Here is a 16,542-nt window from a genome sequence, read left to right as displayed (position 1 = left end):
CCATGCTGCCCTCCGCGCAGGGCAGCGGCCCCCTGCCCCGGGCCACGGGCCCCATCGCGCTGACCTGCGGCGAACCGGCGGGCATCGGCCCGGAAATCGCCGTCAAGGCGCGCCTGGCGCTGGGGTCGCGGCTGCCATTCTTCTGGATCGGCGATCCGCGCCATCTGCCGCCGGGCAGCGGGTTTCAGGTGATCCGCACGCCATCGGATACCGTGGATGTGCCGCCGGGACTGCTGCCCGTGCTGCCGCATCCGTTTCCCGATGCCGCCGTGCCGGGCCGCCCGTCGGGCGGAAACGCGACGGCGGTGGTCACGGCGATTTCGCGCGCCGTGGCGCTGGTGCAGGCCGGGGCAGCCTCAGCCATCTGCACCGCGCCGATTTCCAAACAGGCGCTGCATGAGGGTGCAGGTTTTGCCTTTCCCGGCCATACCGAGTTTCTGGCATCCTTGGCGGGGGTGGATAGGGTGGTGATGATGCTGGCCTGCCCCGCGCTGCGCGTGGTGCCGGTGACGATCCACATCGCGCTGGAGGATGTGCCCGCCGCCCTGACGCCCGAATTGCTGGAGGCGACGCTGCGCATCACCCATGCCGCCCTGATCCGCGATTTCGGCATCGCCGCCCCCCGCATCGCCGTGACCGGGCTGAACCCCCACGCCGGCGAGGGAGGGGCGATGGGGCAGCAGGAGGCCCACGTCATCGCCCCGGTGCTGGCGCGGCTGGCGGCGGAGGGGATGCGGCTGACCGGCCCGCATCCGGCGGATACGCTGTTTCACGCGGCCGCGCGCGCGCGCTATGACGCCGCCGTGGCGATGTATCACGATCAGGCGCTGATCCCGATCAAGACGATTGATTTTGCCGGCGGGGTGAATGTGACGCTGGGCCTGCCCTTCATCCGCACCTCGCCCGACCACGGCACCGCATTCGACATCGCGGGGCAAGGCGTGGCCGACCCGTCAAGCCTGATCGCGGCGCTGGATATGGCTTCGGTGATGGCGGCGGCACGGGCGGCGGGTTAAGCAGGCGGCTGGTATGCTGTCTTTGCGGAGCCGGGGGGTTTCACCCCCCCGGACCCCCCGTGGGATGTTTTTGGACAGAAAATGAGAAAGTAGAGGTCTGCCCATGGCGGCGATTGACGGGCTTGCGCCATTGCGCGAAGTGATTGCCGCGCATGATCTGGTGGCGAAAAAGCAGCTGGGGCAGAACTTTCTGCTGGATCTGAACCTGACCGCCAAGATCGCACGGCTGGCGGGGGATCTGGCGGGCTGCGATGTGCTGGAGGTGGGGCCGGGGCCCGGCGGGCTGACACGCGGGCTGCTGGCCGAGGGCGCGCGGCGTGTGCTGGCGGTGGAAAAGGACGCGCGCTGCATGGCGCCCTTGGCCGAGATCGCCGCGCATTACCCGGGGCGGCTGGAGGTGGTGAATGGCGACGCGCTGGCGGTGGATGTGCAGGCGCATCTGACGGCCCCGGTGCGGGTAGTGGCGAACCTGCCCTACAACGTGGGCACGGAACTGCTGATCCGCTGGCTGACGCCCGCGCAATGGCCGCCGTTCTGGCAAAGCCTGACGCTGATGTTTCAAAAGGAGGTGGCCGAGCGGATCGTGGCCAAGCCGCGGGGCGATCATTACGGGCGGCTGGCGCTGCTGGCGCAATGGCGCTGCGATGCGAAGATCGTGATGATCCTGCCACCCGAGGCTTTTACGCCCGCGCCCAAGGTGCATTCGGCGGTGGTGCATCTGACGGCGCTGCCAGGCCCGCGTTACCCGGCGGATGAGGCGGTGTTGCAGCGGGTGACGGCCATGGCCTTCAACCAGCGGCGCAAGATGCTGCGATCAAGCCTGAAGGGGCTGATGCCGGGGATCGAGGAGCGGCTGCTGGCGGCGGGGCTGGAGCCGACAGCCCGGGCCGAGGAAATCTCGCTGGAGGGGTTCTGCGCGCTGGCGCGCGAGGTGGCGCGGGGTTGACGGTTTCTGGCCGGATGTGAACCGAGGGCCGGATGTGGAAAAGGCGGCATCCGGGGATGCCGCCTTTGTGTTTCGGGCCAGCGCCGCGCCGCGTTACTCGGCGGCTTCGCGGGGTTCGCCGGGATCGGGCGCATCGCCTTCGGCCTTGGGGCTGCGCGGTTTGCGCGGCGCGCGGGGGCGGCGGACAGGCTCTTTTGCGGCGGGGACGGTTTCGGCCGGTGATGCGGCGGGGGTATCTTGCGCAGCGGCAGGTTCTGCCGGTTGCGGGTCAGCCGCAGGGGATTTGGCTTCCGGTGCGGCGGGCTGGGCCGGGCGCGGCTCACGCCGGCGGGGCGGCGGGCTGCGGCGGGTTTCCGGGGTTTCGACCAGCCCGGTGTCATCCTCGCCGACGGTCAGGTCCAGCACTTCGGGCACGGATTTCAGCGGCTCGGCGCGCGCTGCTTCGGGCCGGATCACCTCGGGTTGCGGCTGGTCGGCCTGCGCGGGATCGGGCTGGGGCCGGTAGCTTGACCGGGGGTCGGGCCGGGGTTCGGCACGCTCATCGCGCTGGCGGTCATCGCGGGGGCGATTGTCCTGACGCTCCTCACGGGGGCGCTCATCCCGTGGGCGGTTATCCTGGCGATCTTCGCGGGTGCGGTTGTCCTGGCGGTTGTCTTGCCGCTCCTCGCGCGGGCGGTTTTCCTGACGATTGTCCTGCCGGTCATCGCGGGGCCGGTTGTCCTGGCGATTGTCTTGCCGGTCATCGCGGGGCCGGTTGTCTTGCCGATCGTCGCGGGGGCGGTTGTCGTGCTGCGGCTGCGGGCCGTTGCCATTGGCATGGCCGTTGCCGTTCTGGCCCTGATAGCCGCGGCTGTCCTGCTCGGCCGCCATTTCGCGCTGCGCCTCGCCCAGCATGCGGGTGTAATGTTCGGCGTGTTGCAGAAAGTTTTCCGCCGCCACCCGGTCATTCGACAATTGGGCGTCACGGGCCAGGAACAGGTATTTTTCAATGATCTGCTGGGGCGTGCCGCGCACCTTGCCTTCGGGGCCGGAGCTGTCGAAGACGCGGTTCACGATATTGCCCAGGGTGCGCGGGCGGTTCGATTTCGAACGCGAGCGGGACTTGGAGGATCTCATCTTGTCCTTGTATCCAGAATGATCTGGCCGTGCAGAGCACCGTGCAGCGGGTTCATGCTGCGTCCGCGTCCTGATCGTTGGTGCGCGGCGGGTCGTGCATTTTTGGCTTAACCGCGCGGGCAACGATACTGGACAACCCAAACCATCCACCCGGCGCGTGCCTTTGAATAATCACGCCCCGCCCGGCCTGACAAGACGATTCTGACAGGCCGCGGTGGGTTTTGCTGTTTTGCATGGCAAAACCGGCGCATTGTGGCCCAATTCCCCGCGTCGCGCGTCATTTCGCCGCGCAGGTGGCGGAAACCACGCGGTCGCGTCCATCCATGTCGGGGTGGATGGTGATGGTGCCAAACCCGGCAGCTGCCAGCAGCGCGGCCACCGCGACGCCTTGGGTGGGGCCGATTTCCAGCAACAGCCGCCCGCCGGGTGTCAGGCGCCCGGCGGCCCCTGCGGCGATGCTGCGGTAGGGTGACAACCCATCGCCGCCGGGGGTGAGGGCCAGATGCGGCTCCCACTCGCGCACCTCGGGGGCAAGGCCGGGCATTTCGGCGGCGGCGATATAGGGCGGGTTTGACACGATCAGGTCAAAGCTGCCGCTGATGGCATCGAACCAGTCAGCGGTTTGAAAAGCCGCGCGAGGGGCAAGGCCAAGCGCCACTGCATTGCCCTGCGCCACGGCCAGTGCGGCAGGCGAAATGTCGGTGCCAAGACCGCTGGCCTGCGGGCGTTCGGCCAGCAGGGTCAGCAGGATCGCCCCCGTGCCGGTGCCCAGATCGAGCACGCGGGAGAACGGACGCTCCAGCGCCGCCGCGATCAGCGTTTCGGTTTCGGGGCGCGGGTCCAGCGTGTCGCGGGTGACGCGGAATGCGCGGCCCCAGAACAGGCGGCGGCCAGTGATCTGGGCAACGGGCTGGCGGGCGGCGCGGGCGGCAAGCGCGGCCTCCAGCCGTTCCTCGACACCCGGGGCCAGATCGTCGGGCAGGTGCAGGGTCAGCCGGTCGGCGGCCAGCCCCATGGCGAAGGCCAGCAGATGCCGCGCATCGCGGGCAGCGTCGGGAATGCCTGCGTCGGCCAGCCTGCGCACCGCGAAGCGCAAGGCGTCCTGCGCCCTCATGCCTCCATCTCGGCCAGCCGTGCGGCCTGATCATGCGCGGTCAGCGCCGCGATGATGTCATCCAGCCCGCCTGCCATGATCTGCGGCAACGCATAAAGCGTAAGGTTGATGCGGTGGTCGGTCATCCGCCCCTGCGGAAAGTTGTAGGTGCGGATGCGTTCCGACCGGTCGCCCGAACCCACCTGCGATTTGCGGGTGGCGGCGCGTTCATTGTCCACCCGGGCGCGTTCCAGATCGTAAAGCCGGGCGCGCAGCACCTGCATGGCGATCTCGCGGTTGCGGTGCTGGGATTTCTCGGATGAGGTCACGATCAGCCCGGTGGGCAGATGGGTGATGCGCACCGCCGAATCGGTGGTGTTCACATGCTGGCCCCCGGCCCCGCTGGCGCGCATCGTATCGATGCGGATGTCGGTGGCCGGGATGTCAAGCTCCACCGCCTCGGCCTCGGGCAGCACGGCCACGGTGGCGGCCGAGGTGTGGATGCGGCCCTGCGCCTCGGTTTCCGGCACGCGCTGCACGCGGTGCACGCCGGATTCGTATTTCAGCCGGGCAAAGACGCCCTCGCCCTGCACATGGGCGGTGACTTCGCGGATGCCGCCCAGTTCCGAGGTCGCCTGTTCAAGGATCTCGAAACGCCAGCCCTGCTGTTCGGCGTATTTCTGATACATGCGCAACAGGTCGGCGGCGAACAGCGCGGCCTCGTCCCCGCCGGTGCCGGGGCGGATCTCAAGGATGGCGGGGCGGGCATCGGCGGCATCCTTGGGCAGAAGGGCCAGCCGCAGCGCCTGTTCCATTTCGGGGATGCGGGCGCGCAGCGCGGGGATCTCATCCTCGGCCAGGCTGCGCATTTCGGGATCGGCCAGCATCTTTTCCGCCTCGGCCAGATCATCCAGCGCCTGTCGGTAAGCGGTGATGTCGGCCACCACCGGCTTCAGGTCGGAATATTCGCGGCTGAGGGCGGCTATTTCGGCATGCGGGGCACCGGCGGCAAGCCGCGCTTCGAGAAACTCGAAACGGCGGATGATTTGCAAAAGCGTGTCCATGGGAACCATGGGCGGGGTTTGGCTGATGCCGGGGGGCCGGTCAAGGGGGAGCCGGTCAAGGGGGGCTGGCCGCCGGGGGTTTCACACCCCCGGACCCCCGTGGAATATTTAGGGGCAGAAAATGCAGAAGAGTTTGGTCAGTCGGCGATCTGTGCTATCCAGCCCTCGGCCCGCTTGCGGTTCACCCCGAAGTCGGAACTGCCAAAGCGCGCGCGGGCGTAGAGCGTCAGCCTTGTGCCCGCACCTGCCGGTTCGACCCGCACCGAGGTGTAGTCGGGAAAGCCAAGGGTGGCCGAGCGCGTGCGCCAGGTCTTGTGAAAGCCTGTTCCGGCCAGCAGCCGGGTGCGCGGGGTGGCGCGCGCGATGCTGTCAAGCCGTGCCATCACCTGATCGGGCGGCTGCGGCAGCAGAACGGCAGGCGCATCGCCGCCGTCGCGGATCAGCCAGTGGTTTGGCCGCGCGGGTTTTGCGACGGTCAGCGGGTCGGCGTGCCAGTCGGCCGGATCGGAGGGTGCAAAGCGCACGAACAAGAGCGCGCCCAGCACCAGCACGGCAAGGATGATGAGGATGTCGGTCATCCGCCTCATCCTTTCCGGCGCGTCCAGCCATAAAGGCAGATCAGCTCATAGGCCACATGCGCGCCGGCGATGGCGGTGGCGCCGGTGGTGTCATAGGGGGGCGAGACCTCGACCACGTCACCGCCGACCATGTTTATCCCTGCCAGATCGCGCAGCATCGCCGCCGCCTGCCAGCTGGCCAGCCCACCCCAGACCGGGGTGCCGGTGCCCGGGGCAAAGGCCGGGTCCAGCGCGTCGATGTCGAAGGTCACATAGGTGGGCTGGTCGCCAACGATGGCGCGGGCCTTGGCCACCGCCGCTGCCGTGCCCTTTTCATGCACCTCGCGGGCGTCGATCACATGCACGCCCAGATAATCCTCGGTCGTGGTGCGGATGCCGATCTGCACTGAACGCGCGGGGTCCAGCAGACCGGTCTTGACGGCCTTGTAAAGCATGGTGCCGTGGTCGATGCGCGTCAGGTCATCATCGGGCCAAAGGTCGGAATGCGCATCGAAATGGATGACGCCCAACGGGCCGAACTTTTCGGCATAGGCGCGCAGGATCGGATAGGTGATGTAATGGTCGCCCCCCAGCGTGACGGTGCCCGCGCCCGCAGCAAGGATGGTGCGGATATGGGCTGTCAGCGCATCGGGGAAATCGGCCACCTTCGCATAGTCGAAGGCCAGATCGCCGTAATCGACGATGCTCATCTCCTCCAGCGGGTCAAAGGGCCAGCCATAGGGCGGATCGTAGGGTTGCAGCGCCGATGCTTCGCGGATCGCGCGGGGGCCAAAGCGGGTGCCGGGCCGGTGCGTGACCGCCTGGTCAAAGGGCACGCCGGTGATGGCCAGATCGACCCCAGCCAGATCCTTGCTGTAGCTGCGCCGCAGAAAGGACGTGGTCCCGCCAAAGGCATTCTCGAAGGCATAGCCCCGGTTGCCCTTGCGGGTGAAAGCGGTGTCGACCTCGGATTTCGCGTCTTCCAGACCCATGGCAGCCCTCATGAGAATCGGCGGAGTCGTTGGGTGCCGGAGACGCCGCTTGATCCGGTTCGGGGCAGAAGGCCCTTTGGGGGGAAGACTGTCAAGGGCAGCGCCTGTGGCCACGCGCCGCCCGACCCCGGTGGGATATTCGCGCCAGGGTGAAAGGCGCTGGCCAGCAGGCGTTGTCGTGATGCGCTATACCAGCCCTTCGCGCGCCAGATCGTCGGCCACGCGGCGGATCGCGGTTTCCAGCGTGTCACCGATGAAATCCACGTCATCGGCGGTGATGACCAGCGGCGGCGACATGACGTTCAGGTGGCCTATGGGGCGCACCATCAGGCCCATCGCCTCGCAGGCGTCGGAAATGCGTTTGCCCACATCTGCCTCGTCCTGCAGCAGGGCGCGGGTCGCCTTGTCGGCCACCGATTCGACACAGACCATCAGCTTTTTGCCCCGCACCTGACCGATCAGCGGCAGGGCTTCCAGCGCTTTCATCCGCGTCTCGAACAGCGCGCCCACGCGGGTGGCGTTGCCCAGCAGATCCTCGCGTTCCATGATCTCGATGTTCTTCAGCGCCGCGGCACAGGCCACCGGATGCCCGGCATAGGTAAAGCCCGAGGTGAACCAGCGCGCGCCGTCGGCCGCCATCGCCTGCCATATCCGGTCGGAGAAGATCATCGCACCCATCGGGATATAGCCCGAGGTCAAACCCTTGGCGGTGCAGATGATGTCGGGCTGCACGCCAAACTCATCCCATGAGGCGAACCAGTGGCCCAGACGGCCAAAGGCGGTGACAACCTCATCCGCCACGAACAGGATGTCATGGCGCTGGCACACCTCCCACATGCGGCGCAGATAGCCCTGGGGCGGCACGATCACCCCGCCCGAGGCCTGGATCGGTTCGGCGAAGAAGCCGCCGATGCGGTCTGCGCCAACATGCGCGATCAGCGCCTCGAACTCGGCAACCAGATGGTCGCAGAACGCGGCCTCATCCATGCCATCCGGCGCGCGGTAGGGGTTGGGGACGGACAGGTGGTGGATGCCATCCTCTTTGTAGCGGAACTGTTCCACCCGGTCGCCGGGCCGTTTGCCGATGCTTTGCGACAGGTAAGTGGAGCCGTGATACGAATGGTCGCGCGCCACCAGATGCCCCTTTTCGGGGCGGCCCATGCAGCTTTGATAATACTGCACCATCCGCGCGGCGGTATCGACGGCGGTTGATCCGCCAGTGGTGAAATGCACCCGGTTCAAGTCGCCCGGGGCCAGATCGGCCAGTTTCGCCGCCAGCCGGGCAGAGGGATCATTGGTCATGTCAACGAATGTGTTGGAAAACGCCAGCCTGCGTGCCTGATCGGCAATGGCTTCGGCCATTTCCGCGCGGCCAAGGCCGATGTTGGTGCACCACAGGCCCCCTACCGCATCAAAGTAACGGTTGCCGCGGTCGTCCCACAGGTGGCAGCCCTCGCCCCGGGTGATCACCAATGCGCCCTGATCCTCAAATGGGCCAAAGTTGGTCCAGGGGTGCAGGGCGTGGCTGCGGTCCATTTCCCAGGCAGAGCGGTTGGTCGGGGCGGTCATGGCATCCTCGTTCGGGCTTGAATCATACCAAATGGTTGGTATGATCATAGATACCGTTTGGTATCTGAGTTTGCAAGATGAGTCTGACCCCCCGCCGCAAGCAGCCCGAAAAAGTGCGCCGCGACCTTCTGGATGCCGCCGCCCGCATCGCCACGCGGGCGGGTGTGCAGACCGTGACCGTCGAGGCGGTATCGGCCGAGGCGGGCGTGACCAAGGGCGCGTTCTTTCACCATTTCCCCAGCAAGCAGGCGCTGGTGGCGGCGGTGTTCCATGACCTGATCGACCGGCTGGATGCCTATCTGGCTGATGCGATTGCCGCCGACCCCCTGCCCCATGGCCGGTTCACCCGCGCCTATATCCATGCCGTGACCGAGCCCGATGCGGGCGGCAGCGACGGGCTGTGGATCGCGGTTTATTTCGCCACGCTGTCGAACGCCGAACTGCGCGATGGCTGGCGCGACTGGCTGGCGGGGCGGCTGGCCGACCATGCCGAGGATGGGCCGGACATTGCCCTGCAAACCGCGCGCTTTGCCGCCGATGGCATCTGGCTGGGCATGATCAGCGGCAGCGGCCCTGCGCCGGATGATCTGGCGCGGCTGCGCGCGCATCTTCTGGCGCTGACGCTGCCCCCGTCGCAATAGCCCGGCCACCGCAGGCGGCAGCCGGGCCAAAGGATCAGAACACCGCCTGCTGGGCGCGGGCAATGGAAAAGCCTGCGCCACCGGCGTTGAAACAGGTCACGCCCTGCTGTGCGATCTCGCAGGTCATCCCGCCATGTTCGATGCTGTTGCCATAGCCGATCACCGGGTTTTCCTGCATCATCACCGTATCGCCATGGCAAATGGCACGCCCGCGCCGGTCGCCGGGGCTGATGCCCAGACTGTCACCCCAATCACCCTCGCAATCGGCGGGGAAATCGGTGAAGGACGGGGTGAATTCGCGGATGTCGCAGCGGGTTTCGGCATATTCGCCGTCGATCATCATGCAGTGGATGTTGCCCGACGGGGCCTGAAACATCACGATGTCATCGGCAAACACGGGTCCGGCGGCCAGCAACAGCCCCGCAGTCAGATAATTCAGCATCGCAGTCTCCCAGGACGGTGCGCCATTGTGGCCACCGACAACCCAGCTTTGGCAGTTGCCCCTTCGCCGGGCAAGGGGCTGCTAGGGCGCGGCGACCCTGTGACGGCAATTGTCATCTTGCGCGCTGGTTCGGCAGGCCCGGCAGGCCTGACCGCGCCTGCACCCCCCCCGCATCAGGCCAGCGGCTGCGCCCGTTCCACCAGCCGGGCAAAGAACGATGCCCCCACCGGTGCCGCCTCGTCGTTGAAATCAAAGGCCGGATGGTGCAGCCCCGCCCCCGGCCCGGTGCCAAGGAACAGATAGGCGCCGGGCCGCGCCTCCAGCATATAGGCGAAATCCTCCGATCCCATCTCGCGGTTGGCGCGGGCGTCGATGCCATCCTCGCCCGACACTTCGCGCGCCACATCCGCGGCAAAATCCGTCTCGGCGGGGTGGTTGACGGTGGGCGGATAGCCCAGCTCATAGTCGATGCGCACGGTGCAGCCATAGGCCGCCGCATGGCCCTCGACAATCGAGCGGAACCGCTGTTCGACCAGCGCGCGCACCTCGGGGGTGAAGGTGCGGATCGTGGCGCAGAACCAGCCCTCTTCCGCGATGATGTTCGACGCCGATCCCACATGGATCTGCGTCACCGACAGCACCAGCTCGTCCAGCGCATAAAGGTTGCGGCTGATGATGGTCTGCAACGCACCCACCATGCCGGTGATTGCCACCACCGGGTCAACCGTTTCATGCGGCGTGGCCCCGTGGCCACCCTTGCCCGTGACCCAGACGGTTGCCGTATCCACCGCAGCCATCAGCGGCCCGGGCGTGGTGACGAACTTGCCGAAGGGCACGTTGGGCGCATTGTGGATGCCGTAGACCTGGCTGATGCCGAAACGGTCCATCACACCCTCCTGCACCATCACCTCGCCGCCGCCGCCATCCTCCTCGGCGGGCTGGAACAGCAGCGCCACCCGGCCGGTAAAACGCCGCGTCTCGCACAGGTATTTCGCAGCCCCCAGCAGCATGGTCACATGGCCATCATGGCCGCAGGCATGCATCTTGCCCGCCACGGTCGAGGCGTAATCGGCCCCGGTGATCTCATCCATCGGCAGCGCATCCATGTCGGCGCGCAGCCCGATGGTGTCACCCGGCCCCTGCCCGTTGATGATGGCCACGACCCCCGAGGTGGCGATGCCCTGATGCACCTCGTCCACGCCGAATTCGCGCAGCCGTTCCACGATGAAGGCGGCGGTCTGGTGGCAATCGAATTTCAGCTCGGGGTGCTGGTGCAGATGGCGGCGCCAGCCTGTCATCTCCTCCGCATAGGCGGCGATGCGGTTCAGAACGGGCATGGTCAGGCTCCTTGCGGCGACGTATTGAAGGCTGCACAGAACCCCAAAACGGACGCCGCCGCAATGCCCGACCATGCCCCTGACGCCGCCGCCCTGATCGCCGACCCCGCAGGCGGGCTGCCGCGCCTGCTGGAAATCATGCGCCGCCTGCGCGACCCCGCCACCGGCTGCCCCTGGGATATCCAGCAGACCTTCGCCACCATCGCGCCCTATACCATTGAAGAGGCGCATGAAGTGGCCGATGCCATCGCCCGGCAAGACTGGCCCGAGTTGGAAGGGGAGTTGGGCGACCTCTTGTTGCAAACCGTGTTCCACGCCCAGATCGGGGCCGAGGCGGGGCTTTTCGACTTTGCCTCCGTGACAAAATCCATTGCCGACAAGATGCTGGCCCGCCACCCGCATGTCTTTGGGGCTGAAAGCCGCGACAAATCCGCCGACCAGCAGACCGCCGACTGGGAAAAGATCAAGGCGGCCGAACGGGCGCAAAAAGCCCAGGGCGGCGTGCTGGATGGTGTGGCGATGGGCCTGCCCGCCCTGACCCGCGCGGTGAAACTGCAAAAGCGCGCGGCGCGGGTGGGGTTCGACTGGCCCTCCACCGATCAGGTGCTGGACAAACTGCTGGAGGAATCGCGCGAACTGGTCGAGGCGCGCGACAGCCTTTCCCCCGCCGAGGTCGAAGAGGAATTCGGCGATCTGATGTTCGTGATGGCCAATCTTGCCCGCCACATGAAGGTTGACCCCGAGGCCGCCCTGCGCGCCGCCAATGCCAAATTCACCCGCCGCTTTGCCCGGATCGAGGCCTGGCTGGCCGAGGCCGGCAAGACCCCCGACCAAAGCGACCTTGCCGAGATGGACGCGCTGTGGAACCGCGCAAAGGCCGAAGAAAAATCCGCCTGACGGGCTGAACGGCCCCTGCACGTTCATCTTGGGCCATAGATGCACGCATGAGGCCCCCGCACAGGCACCGGGCCTGCCGGTCGCGCACCGAAAAAATCTTCGAAGATTTTTTTGCAAGAATTTTCGAAAATTCTTGGGCTACCAGCCGTGCCGTAGCGCAAAATGCCCGTCCCTGACGGACACCGCCCCTTCATGGAAAATTTCCGACAACTTCACTCAACGATTGACCAAAGTAAAAGACTCATGTTTATGGACGGCATAATTTCCGACAAGAAAGGTCACCCAATGAACCTGCGTCTGCCCCTGCTCGCCCTGGCCCTCGGGTCCACCGCCCTGCCCGTGCTGGCCCAAGAGGTGAATGTCTATTCGCACCGCCAGCCCGAACTCATCCAGCCGCTGATCGACGCCTTCACCGCCGAAACCGGCATCCCGGTGAATGTGGCCTTTGTTGACAAGGGCATGGCCGAACGTCTGGTGGCCGAGGGCGACCGCTCGCCCGCCGATCTGGTGCTGACCGTCGATATCGCCCGTCTGATGCAGGTGGTCGATGCGGGCGTGACCCAGCCCGTGCAGTCGGATGTGCTGGAGGCAAACATTCCCGCCGAATTCCGCGATCCGGCCGACCAGTGGTTCGGCCTGACCGCCCGCGCCCGCATCGTCTATGCCAGCAAGGAACGCGTGGCCGATGGCGAGGTGACGACCTATGAGGATCTGGCCTCGGAAAAGTGGAAAGGCCGCATCTGCACCCGTTCGGGCACCAATGACTACAACGTGGCGCTGCTGGGCGCGGTCATCGCGCATGATGGGATCGAGGCCGCGAAAACCTGGGTCGAGGGGCTGAAAGGCAATCTGGCGAAAAAGCCCGATGGCGGCGACCGCGACCAGGTGAAATCCATCTGGGCCGGTGAATGCGACATTTCCATCGGCAACACCTATTATATGGGGCAGATGCTGGCGGATGACGAACAAAAGGCCTGGGCGGAATCGGTGCGCATCGTGTTCCCGACCTTCGAGGATGGCGGCACCCACATGAACATCTCGGGCGTGGCGATGACCAAGGCCGCGCCAAACAGGGAATCGGCGCTGAAGCTGATGGAATTCCTGTCGTCGGACGCGGCGCAGGCGATCTATGCCGAAACCAACAACGAATTCCCGGTGAAACCGGGCGTGGCACGGTCGGCGCTGGTGCAAAGCTGGGGCGAGTTCACCCCGGACACGCTGCCTTTGGCCGATGTGGCCGCCCAGCGCCCCGCCGCGTTGAAGCTGATGGAAGAAGTCAACTACGACGGCTGAGACGCCGCCTTCCGCCGGGCCACCGGCGGATAGCCGCCACAGCCAGTGTCGCCAGACATACAAAGGGGGGCCGATGGCCCCCCTTTGCACATGGACAAGTCGCGCGCCTTCGGTTTTCTTCGCAAGGAACACCCGGAGAACACCATGACGAAACCGCGCAAGATCATCATCGACACTGACCCCGGGCAGGATGACGCCGTAGCCATCCTGCTGGCGCTGGCCAGCCCCGAGGATGTGACGGTGCTGGGCATCACCGCCGTGGCGGGCAATGTGCCGCTGCCCCTGACGCAGAAAAACGCGCGTATCATCTGCGAACTGGCCGGGCGGCCCGACATGCCGGTCTATGCCGGCTGCGACGCGCCGCTGAAGCGCACGCTGGTGACGGCCGAGCATGTGCATGGCAAGACCGGCCTCGATGGCCCGGTGATGCCCGACCCGGTGATGCCGCTGGCCCAGGGTCATGCGGTGGATTTCATCATCGACACGCTGCGGCGCGAACCCGCGGGCAGCGTCACCTTGTGCCCGCTGGGGCCGTTGACCAATATCGCTGTGGCCCTGCAACGCGCGCCCGACATAGCCGGACGGGTGCAGGAGATCGTGCTGATGGGCGGCGCCTATTTCGAGGTGGGCAACATCACACCCGCAGCGGAATTCAACATCTATGTCGACCCAGAAGCCGCTGACATCGTGTTCAAATCCGGGATTCCCATTGTGGTGATGCCGCTGGACGTGACGCACAAGGTGCTGACCAACAAGGCGCGGGTCGCGGCCTTTCGCGCGCTTGGCACGCAGGCGGGCACCATGGTGGCGGAATGGACCGATTTCTTTGAACGTTTCGACATGGCAAAATACGGGTCAGAGGGCGCGCCTTTGCACGACCCCTGCGTCATCGCATGGCTGATCCGCCCTGATCTGTTCAAGGGCCGCCACATCAATGTGGAGGTGGAGACCGGCAGCGAACTGACGCTGGGCATGACGGTGGCCGACTGGTGGGGCGTCACCAAACGGCCAAAGAACGCGCTGTTCATGGGCGATGTGGATGCCGACGGGTTCTTTGCCCTGCTGACCGAGCGTATCGCGCGGATCTAGCATGTTCGGTGCCTCGGGGTGCTGGCGGCCTTGGCCCCTCACACCCCGCCACACAGCCGCGCATGCTCCTGCAAGGCAAAGCGGTCTGTCATGCCAGACACATAGTCAGCCACCAGACGCGCCACGGCGGTTTCATCCGACATCGCCGCCACATCCACCCGCCATTCGCCGGGCAGCAGGTCAGGCCGCGCCATGAACAGCGGAAACAGGTCATTCACCACCTGCGTGACCTTGGCGCGTTCCACCATCACCGAAGGCGCGCGATACATCCGGTGGAACAGAAAGCTGCGGATCACCTTCAGTTCCTGATAGAGCGGCTTGGAAAAGCGGATGATCGTGCCCTCCATCGCGCGGATGTCATCCACTGATTGCGGCCGCGCGGCCTCCAGCCGGCCCTGCGCCACGGCGATCACATCCTCGACCATGCGGCCAAAGACGCGGCGCAAGGCCTCGTGCCGCCGCCGCATCGGATCAAGCCCCGGGTAAAGCGCATCCACCGCCTCGAACGCCGGGCCGGTGACGGGCAGGTCCATCAGGTCACGTTCGTTGAACAGGCCAGACCGCAGGCCGTCATGCAGGTCATGGTGCGAATAGGCCACGTCATCGGCGATGGCCGCCACCTGCGCCTCGGCCGATGCGAAGGTGTGCAGTTCCAGATCCCAGGCCGCATTCGCCTCGGCCAGGGCATAGGGCAACGCGCCCGCATGCTTTTCATCGGCAAAGGGGCCGGTCAGCGGGCCATTGTGCTTGGCGATGCCTTCCAGCGCCTCCCATGTCAGGTTCAGCCCGTCAAACTCGGCATAATGCCGCTCCAGCCGGGTCACGATGCGGATCGCCTGCGCATTGTGGTCAAACCCGCCATAGGGCGCCATCAGCGCCTCCAAAGCATCCTCGCCGGTATGGCCAAAGGGCGTGTGGCCCAGGTCATGCGCCAGCGCGATACATTCGGCCAGATCGGTGTTCAGCCCCAGCACGCCCGCGATGGTGCGCGCCACCTGCGCCACCTCGATGCTGTGGGTCAGCCGGGTGCGGTAATAATCGCCCTCATGTTCGACAAACACCTGCGTCTTGTGCTTCAGCCTCCGGAAGGCCGATGAGTGGATGATCCGGTCACGGTCGCGCTGAAAGGGCGAGCGGAAACTGCTCATCCGCTCGGTATGAAGCCGCCCGCGGCTGGCGCCGGGCTGGCAGGCATAGGGGGCCAACATGTTTCTGCCTGTTCTTGTTCGGTGTTTTGCTGCATCCTATATGCAATTGGTAACGAACAGGACACGGGTAAATCAATGCAGACCCTGACACTCCCCCCGCGCGTGACCGACCGAGCCTTTGCCCGGCTGGCCGAGATTGCCGAAAGCATGGGCGGCGCACAGGCGCTGCGCGTGGCGGTCGAGGGTGGCGGCTGTTCCGGCTTTCAGTATGACATAAAGCTGGATGCGCCCGCGCCGGATGATCTGGTGCTGGAAAAGGACGGGCAGAAAGTGCTGGTCGATTCCGTATCGCTGCCGTTCCTGGCGAATGCGGTGATCGACTTTTCCGAGGAACTGATCGGCGCGCGTTTCGTGATCGAAAACCCAAATGCCAGTTCCTCCTGCGGCTGCGGCACCAGTTTCTCGATCTGACCGGGGCGAACAGCAGCTTTCAATCTTATGAATTTTCGCAGAAAATTCGCATAGCGCATGACGAATTTTCTGCGAAAATTCTTCGTGGCACTGGTTTTCTGCTGACCCGCTCTATGTCGCGTCTGACGGTCTTGTGAAGGAATGCGGCGATGCGGTCTCAGCTTATTCTCGGCTCCGGCCCCAATGTGACCGAGGCCCGCCACTGGCCGCGCGCAGGCTTTGACCATGTGCTTGCCATCAACAACGCCTGGCGCGTGCGGCCTGACTGGGATGCGCTGATCCACCCCTGGGATTTCCCGGCCGAGCGTCGCCCCGTGCCCGGCCCCGCGCAGCGGCTGGTCACGCAGGAAGATTTCGTGCCCGCACAGAATGCCTTTGGCGGTTTTGTCTATGGCGGTGGCACCATGGCCTTTACCGCCGCCTACTGGGCGCTGCATGCCCATGCACCCCGGGTTGTGGCGATGATGGGTTGCGACATGACCTATCCCAAAACCGGGCCCACGCATTTCTATGGCATGGGGTCGCCAGATCCGCTGCGGCCCGACATCACCCTGCAATCGCTGGAGGGCAAGGCGGCGCGGCTGATGGTGCTGGCCGCCATGCAGGGCACGGCGATGGTGAACCTGTCGCAGGCCCCCTCGCGGCTGGTGTTTCCGCGCGCCTCGGTCACGGGGCTGGCGGGCGTGCGGGTGCAGGATTTTGACGATGCGCTGGCCACCCGCGCCCTGGCACGCGAGGCCGAGCTTGGCTATGTCGTGCCAACGGGGCGGTATTGGGAACAGGCAGCACGGTTCGATGCCCGGGCGCTGGCCGAACTGGATGCGCTGTGGCTGGCAGCGGCCCAGCCCGCGCGGCGGCTGAGCGCGTGACT

The 16,542-nt window shown here is 66.0% G+C and carries 17 protein-coding genes; 8 read left to right on the top strand and 9 right to left on the bottom strand.

What is annotated here, in order from left to right; all coding sequences use genetic code 11:
• The first annotated feature begins 2 nt into the window (after nucleotides 1–2).
• Both pdxA and rsmA read left to right on the top strand, forming a co-directional pair.
• Complete coding sequence (gene pdxA, locus GEU84_RS00485; protein ID WP_152823548.1) at nucleotides 3–1,016, top strand: 4-hydroxythreonine-4-phosphate dehydrogenase PdxA; 1,014 nt, start codon at nucleotides 3–5, stop codon at nucleotides 1,014–1,016.
• A gap of 103 nt (nucleotides 1,017–1,119) precedes the next feature.
• Complete coding sequence (gene rsmA, locus GEU84_RS00480; RefSeq protein WP_152823547.1) at nucleotides 1,120–1,962, top strand: 16S rRNA (adenine(1518)-N(6)/adenine(1519)-N(6))-dimethyltransferase RsmA; 843 nt, start codon at nucleotides 1,120–1,122, stop codon at nucleotides 1,960–1,962.
• Nucleotides 1,963–2,055: 93 nt separating this feature from the next.
• Here the strand turns inward: rsmA and GEU84_RS00475 are convergent, their stop codons facing one another.
• The 6 genes from GEU84_RS00475 to GEU84_RS00450 form a co-directional block, all read right to left on the bottom strand.
• A complete protein-coding gene (locus GEU84_RS00475) occupies nucleotides 2,056–3,078 on the bottom strand; it encodes a DUF4167 domain-containing protein (RefSeq protein WP_152823546.1) in 1,023 nt (340 codons plus the stop codon).
• A 277-nt stretch (nucleotides 3,079–3,355) separates the two neighbouring features.
• Nucleotides 3,356–4,192, bottom strand: coding sequence for a peptide chain release factor N(5)-glutamine methyltransferase (prmC, locus tag GEU84_RS00470; protein WP_152823545.1), 837 nt, complete (start codon nucleotides 4,190–4,192; stop codon nucleotides 3,356–3,358).
• Entirely contained in the window at nucleotides 4,189–5,244 is a 1,056-nt protein-coding gene (gene prfA / locus GEU84_RS00465) for a peptide chain release factor 1 (protein ID WP_152823544.1), read from the bottom strand. Before prfA ends, prmC begins: the two co-directional genes overlap by 4 nt.
• A gap of 128 nt (nucleotides 5,245–5,372) precedes the next feature.
• A complete protein-coding gene (locus tag GEU84_RS00460) occupies nucleotides 5,373–5,813 on the bottom strand; it encodes a DUF1499 domain-containing protein (RefSeq protein ID WP_152823543.1) in 441 nt (146 codons plus the stop codon).
• 5 nt (nucleotides 5,814–5,818) lie between these two features.
• Nucleotides 5,819–6,784 (bottom strand): agmatinase, encoded by a 966-nt coding sequence (gene speB, locus GEU84_RS00455; protein ID WP_152823542.1) that lies wholly within the window; start codon nucleotides 6,782–6,784, stop codon nucleotides 5,819–5,821.
• A gap of 186 nt (nucleotides 6,785–6,970) precedes the next feature.
• Nucleotides 6,971–8,353 (bottom strand): aminotransferase, encoded by a 1,383-nt coding sequence (locus GEU84_RS00450; protein ID WP_152823541.1) that lies wholly within the window; start codon nucleotides 8,351–8,353, stop codon nucleotides 6,971–6,973.
• Between the two features lie 77 nt (nucleotides 8,354–8,430).
• Here GEU84_RS00450 and GEU84_RS00445 point away from each other — a divergent pair, with 77 nt between their 5' ends.
• Complete coding sequence (locus GEU84_RS00445; protein ID WP_152823540.1) at nucleotides 8,431–8,994, top strand: TetR/AcrR family transcriptional regulator; 564 nt, start codon at nucleotides 8,431–8,433, stop codon at nucleotides 8,992–8,994.
• Between the two features lie 34 nt (nucleotides 8,995–9,028).
• On the opposite strand, the gene GEU84_RS00440 is transcribed toward GEU84_RS00445, so the two are convergent.
• Together GEU84_RS00440 and GEU84_RS00435 are read right to left on the bottom strand one after the other, a co-directional pair.
• Nucleotides 9,029–9,436, bottom strand: a complete 408-nt coding sequence (locus GEU84_RS00440) for a DUF6636 domain-containing protein (RefSeq protein ID WP_152823539.1) — start codon at nucleotides 9,434–9,436, stop codon at nucleotides 9,029–9,031.
• A 173-nt stretch (nucleotides 9,437–9,609) separates the two neighbouring features.
• On the bottom strand, nucleotides 9,610–10,773 hold the full coding sequence (locus GEU84_RS00435) for a M20 aminoacylase family protein (protein WP_152823538.1): 1,164 nt from the start codon (nucleotides 10,771–10,773) through the stop codon (nucleotides 9,610–9,612).
• A 63-nt stretch (nucleotides 10,774–10,836) separates the two neighbouring features.
• On the opposite strand from GEU84_RS00435, the gene mazG reads away from it, so the two are divergent.
• The 3 genes from mazG (at nucleotide 10,837) to GEU84_RS00420 (ending at nucleotide 14,052) form a co-directional block, all read left to right on the top strand.
• On the top strand, nucleotides 10,837–11,670 hold the full coding sequence (gene mazG, locus GEU84_RS00430; RefSeq protein WP_152823537.1) for a nucleoside triphosphate pyrophosphohydrolase: 834 nt from the start codon (nucleotides 10,837–10,839) through the stop codon (nucleotides 11,668–11,670).
• A gap of 285 nt (nucleotides 11,671–11,955) precedes the next feature.
• Nucleotides 11,956–12,963, top strand: coding sequence for a Fe(3+) ABC transporter substrate-binding protein (locus tag GEU84_RS00425; protein ID WP_152823536.1), 1,008 nt, complete (start codon nucleotides 11,956–11,958; stop codon nucleotides 12,961–12,963).
• A 144-nt stretch (nucleotides 12,964–13,107) separates the two neighbouring features.
• The gene (locus GEU84_RS00420) at nucleotides 13,108–14,052 is read left to right on the top strand and encodes a nucleoside hydrolase (protein WP_152823535.1); all 945 of its coding nucleotides are present in this window, start codon (nucleotides 13,108–13,110) and stop codon (nucleotides 14,050–14,052) included.
• A gap of 38 nt (nucleotides 14,053–14,090) precedes the next feature.
• On the opposite strand, the gene GEU84_RS00415 is transcribed toward GEU84_RS00420, so the two are convergent.
• Entirely contained in the window at nucleotides 14,091–15,260 is a 1,170-nt protein-coding gene (locus GEU84_RS00415) for a deoxyguanosinetriphosphate triphosphohydrolase (RefSeq protein WP_152823534.1), read from the bottom strand.
• An 84-nt stretch (nucleotides 15,261–15,344) separates the two neighbouring features.
• Between GEU84_RS00415 and GEU84_RS00410 the strand changes: the two genes are divergently transcribed.
• A complete protein-coding gene (locus GEU84_RS00410) occupies nucleotides 15,345–15,671 on the top strand; it encodes a HesB/IscA family protein (RefSeq protein ID WP_152824065.1) in 327 nt (108 codons plus the stop codon).
• A gap of 149 nt (nucleotides 15,672–15,820) precedes the next feature.
• Nucleotides 15,821–16,540 carry a hypothetical protein gene (locus GEU84_RS00405; RefSeq protein ID WP_152823533.1) on the top strand — a complete coding sequence of 240 codons (720 nt, stop codon included), beginning with the start codon at nucleotides 15,821–15,823 and terminating at the stop codon, nucleotides 16,538–16,540.
• Nucleotides 16,541–16,542 lie beyond the last annotated feature (2 nt).

The organism is Fertoeibacter niger, assembly GCF_009380135.2.
Classification (GTDB): domain Bacteria; phylum Pseudomonadota; class Alphaproteobacteria; order Rhodobacterales; family Rhodobacteraceae; genus Fertoeibacter; species Fertoeibacter niger.
The sequence above is the reverse complement of the archived record's forward strand: the minus strand, read 5'-3'. Positions and strand labels throughout refer to the sequence as shown.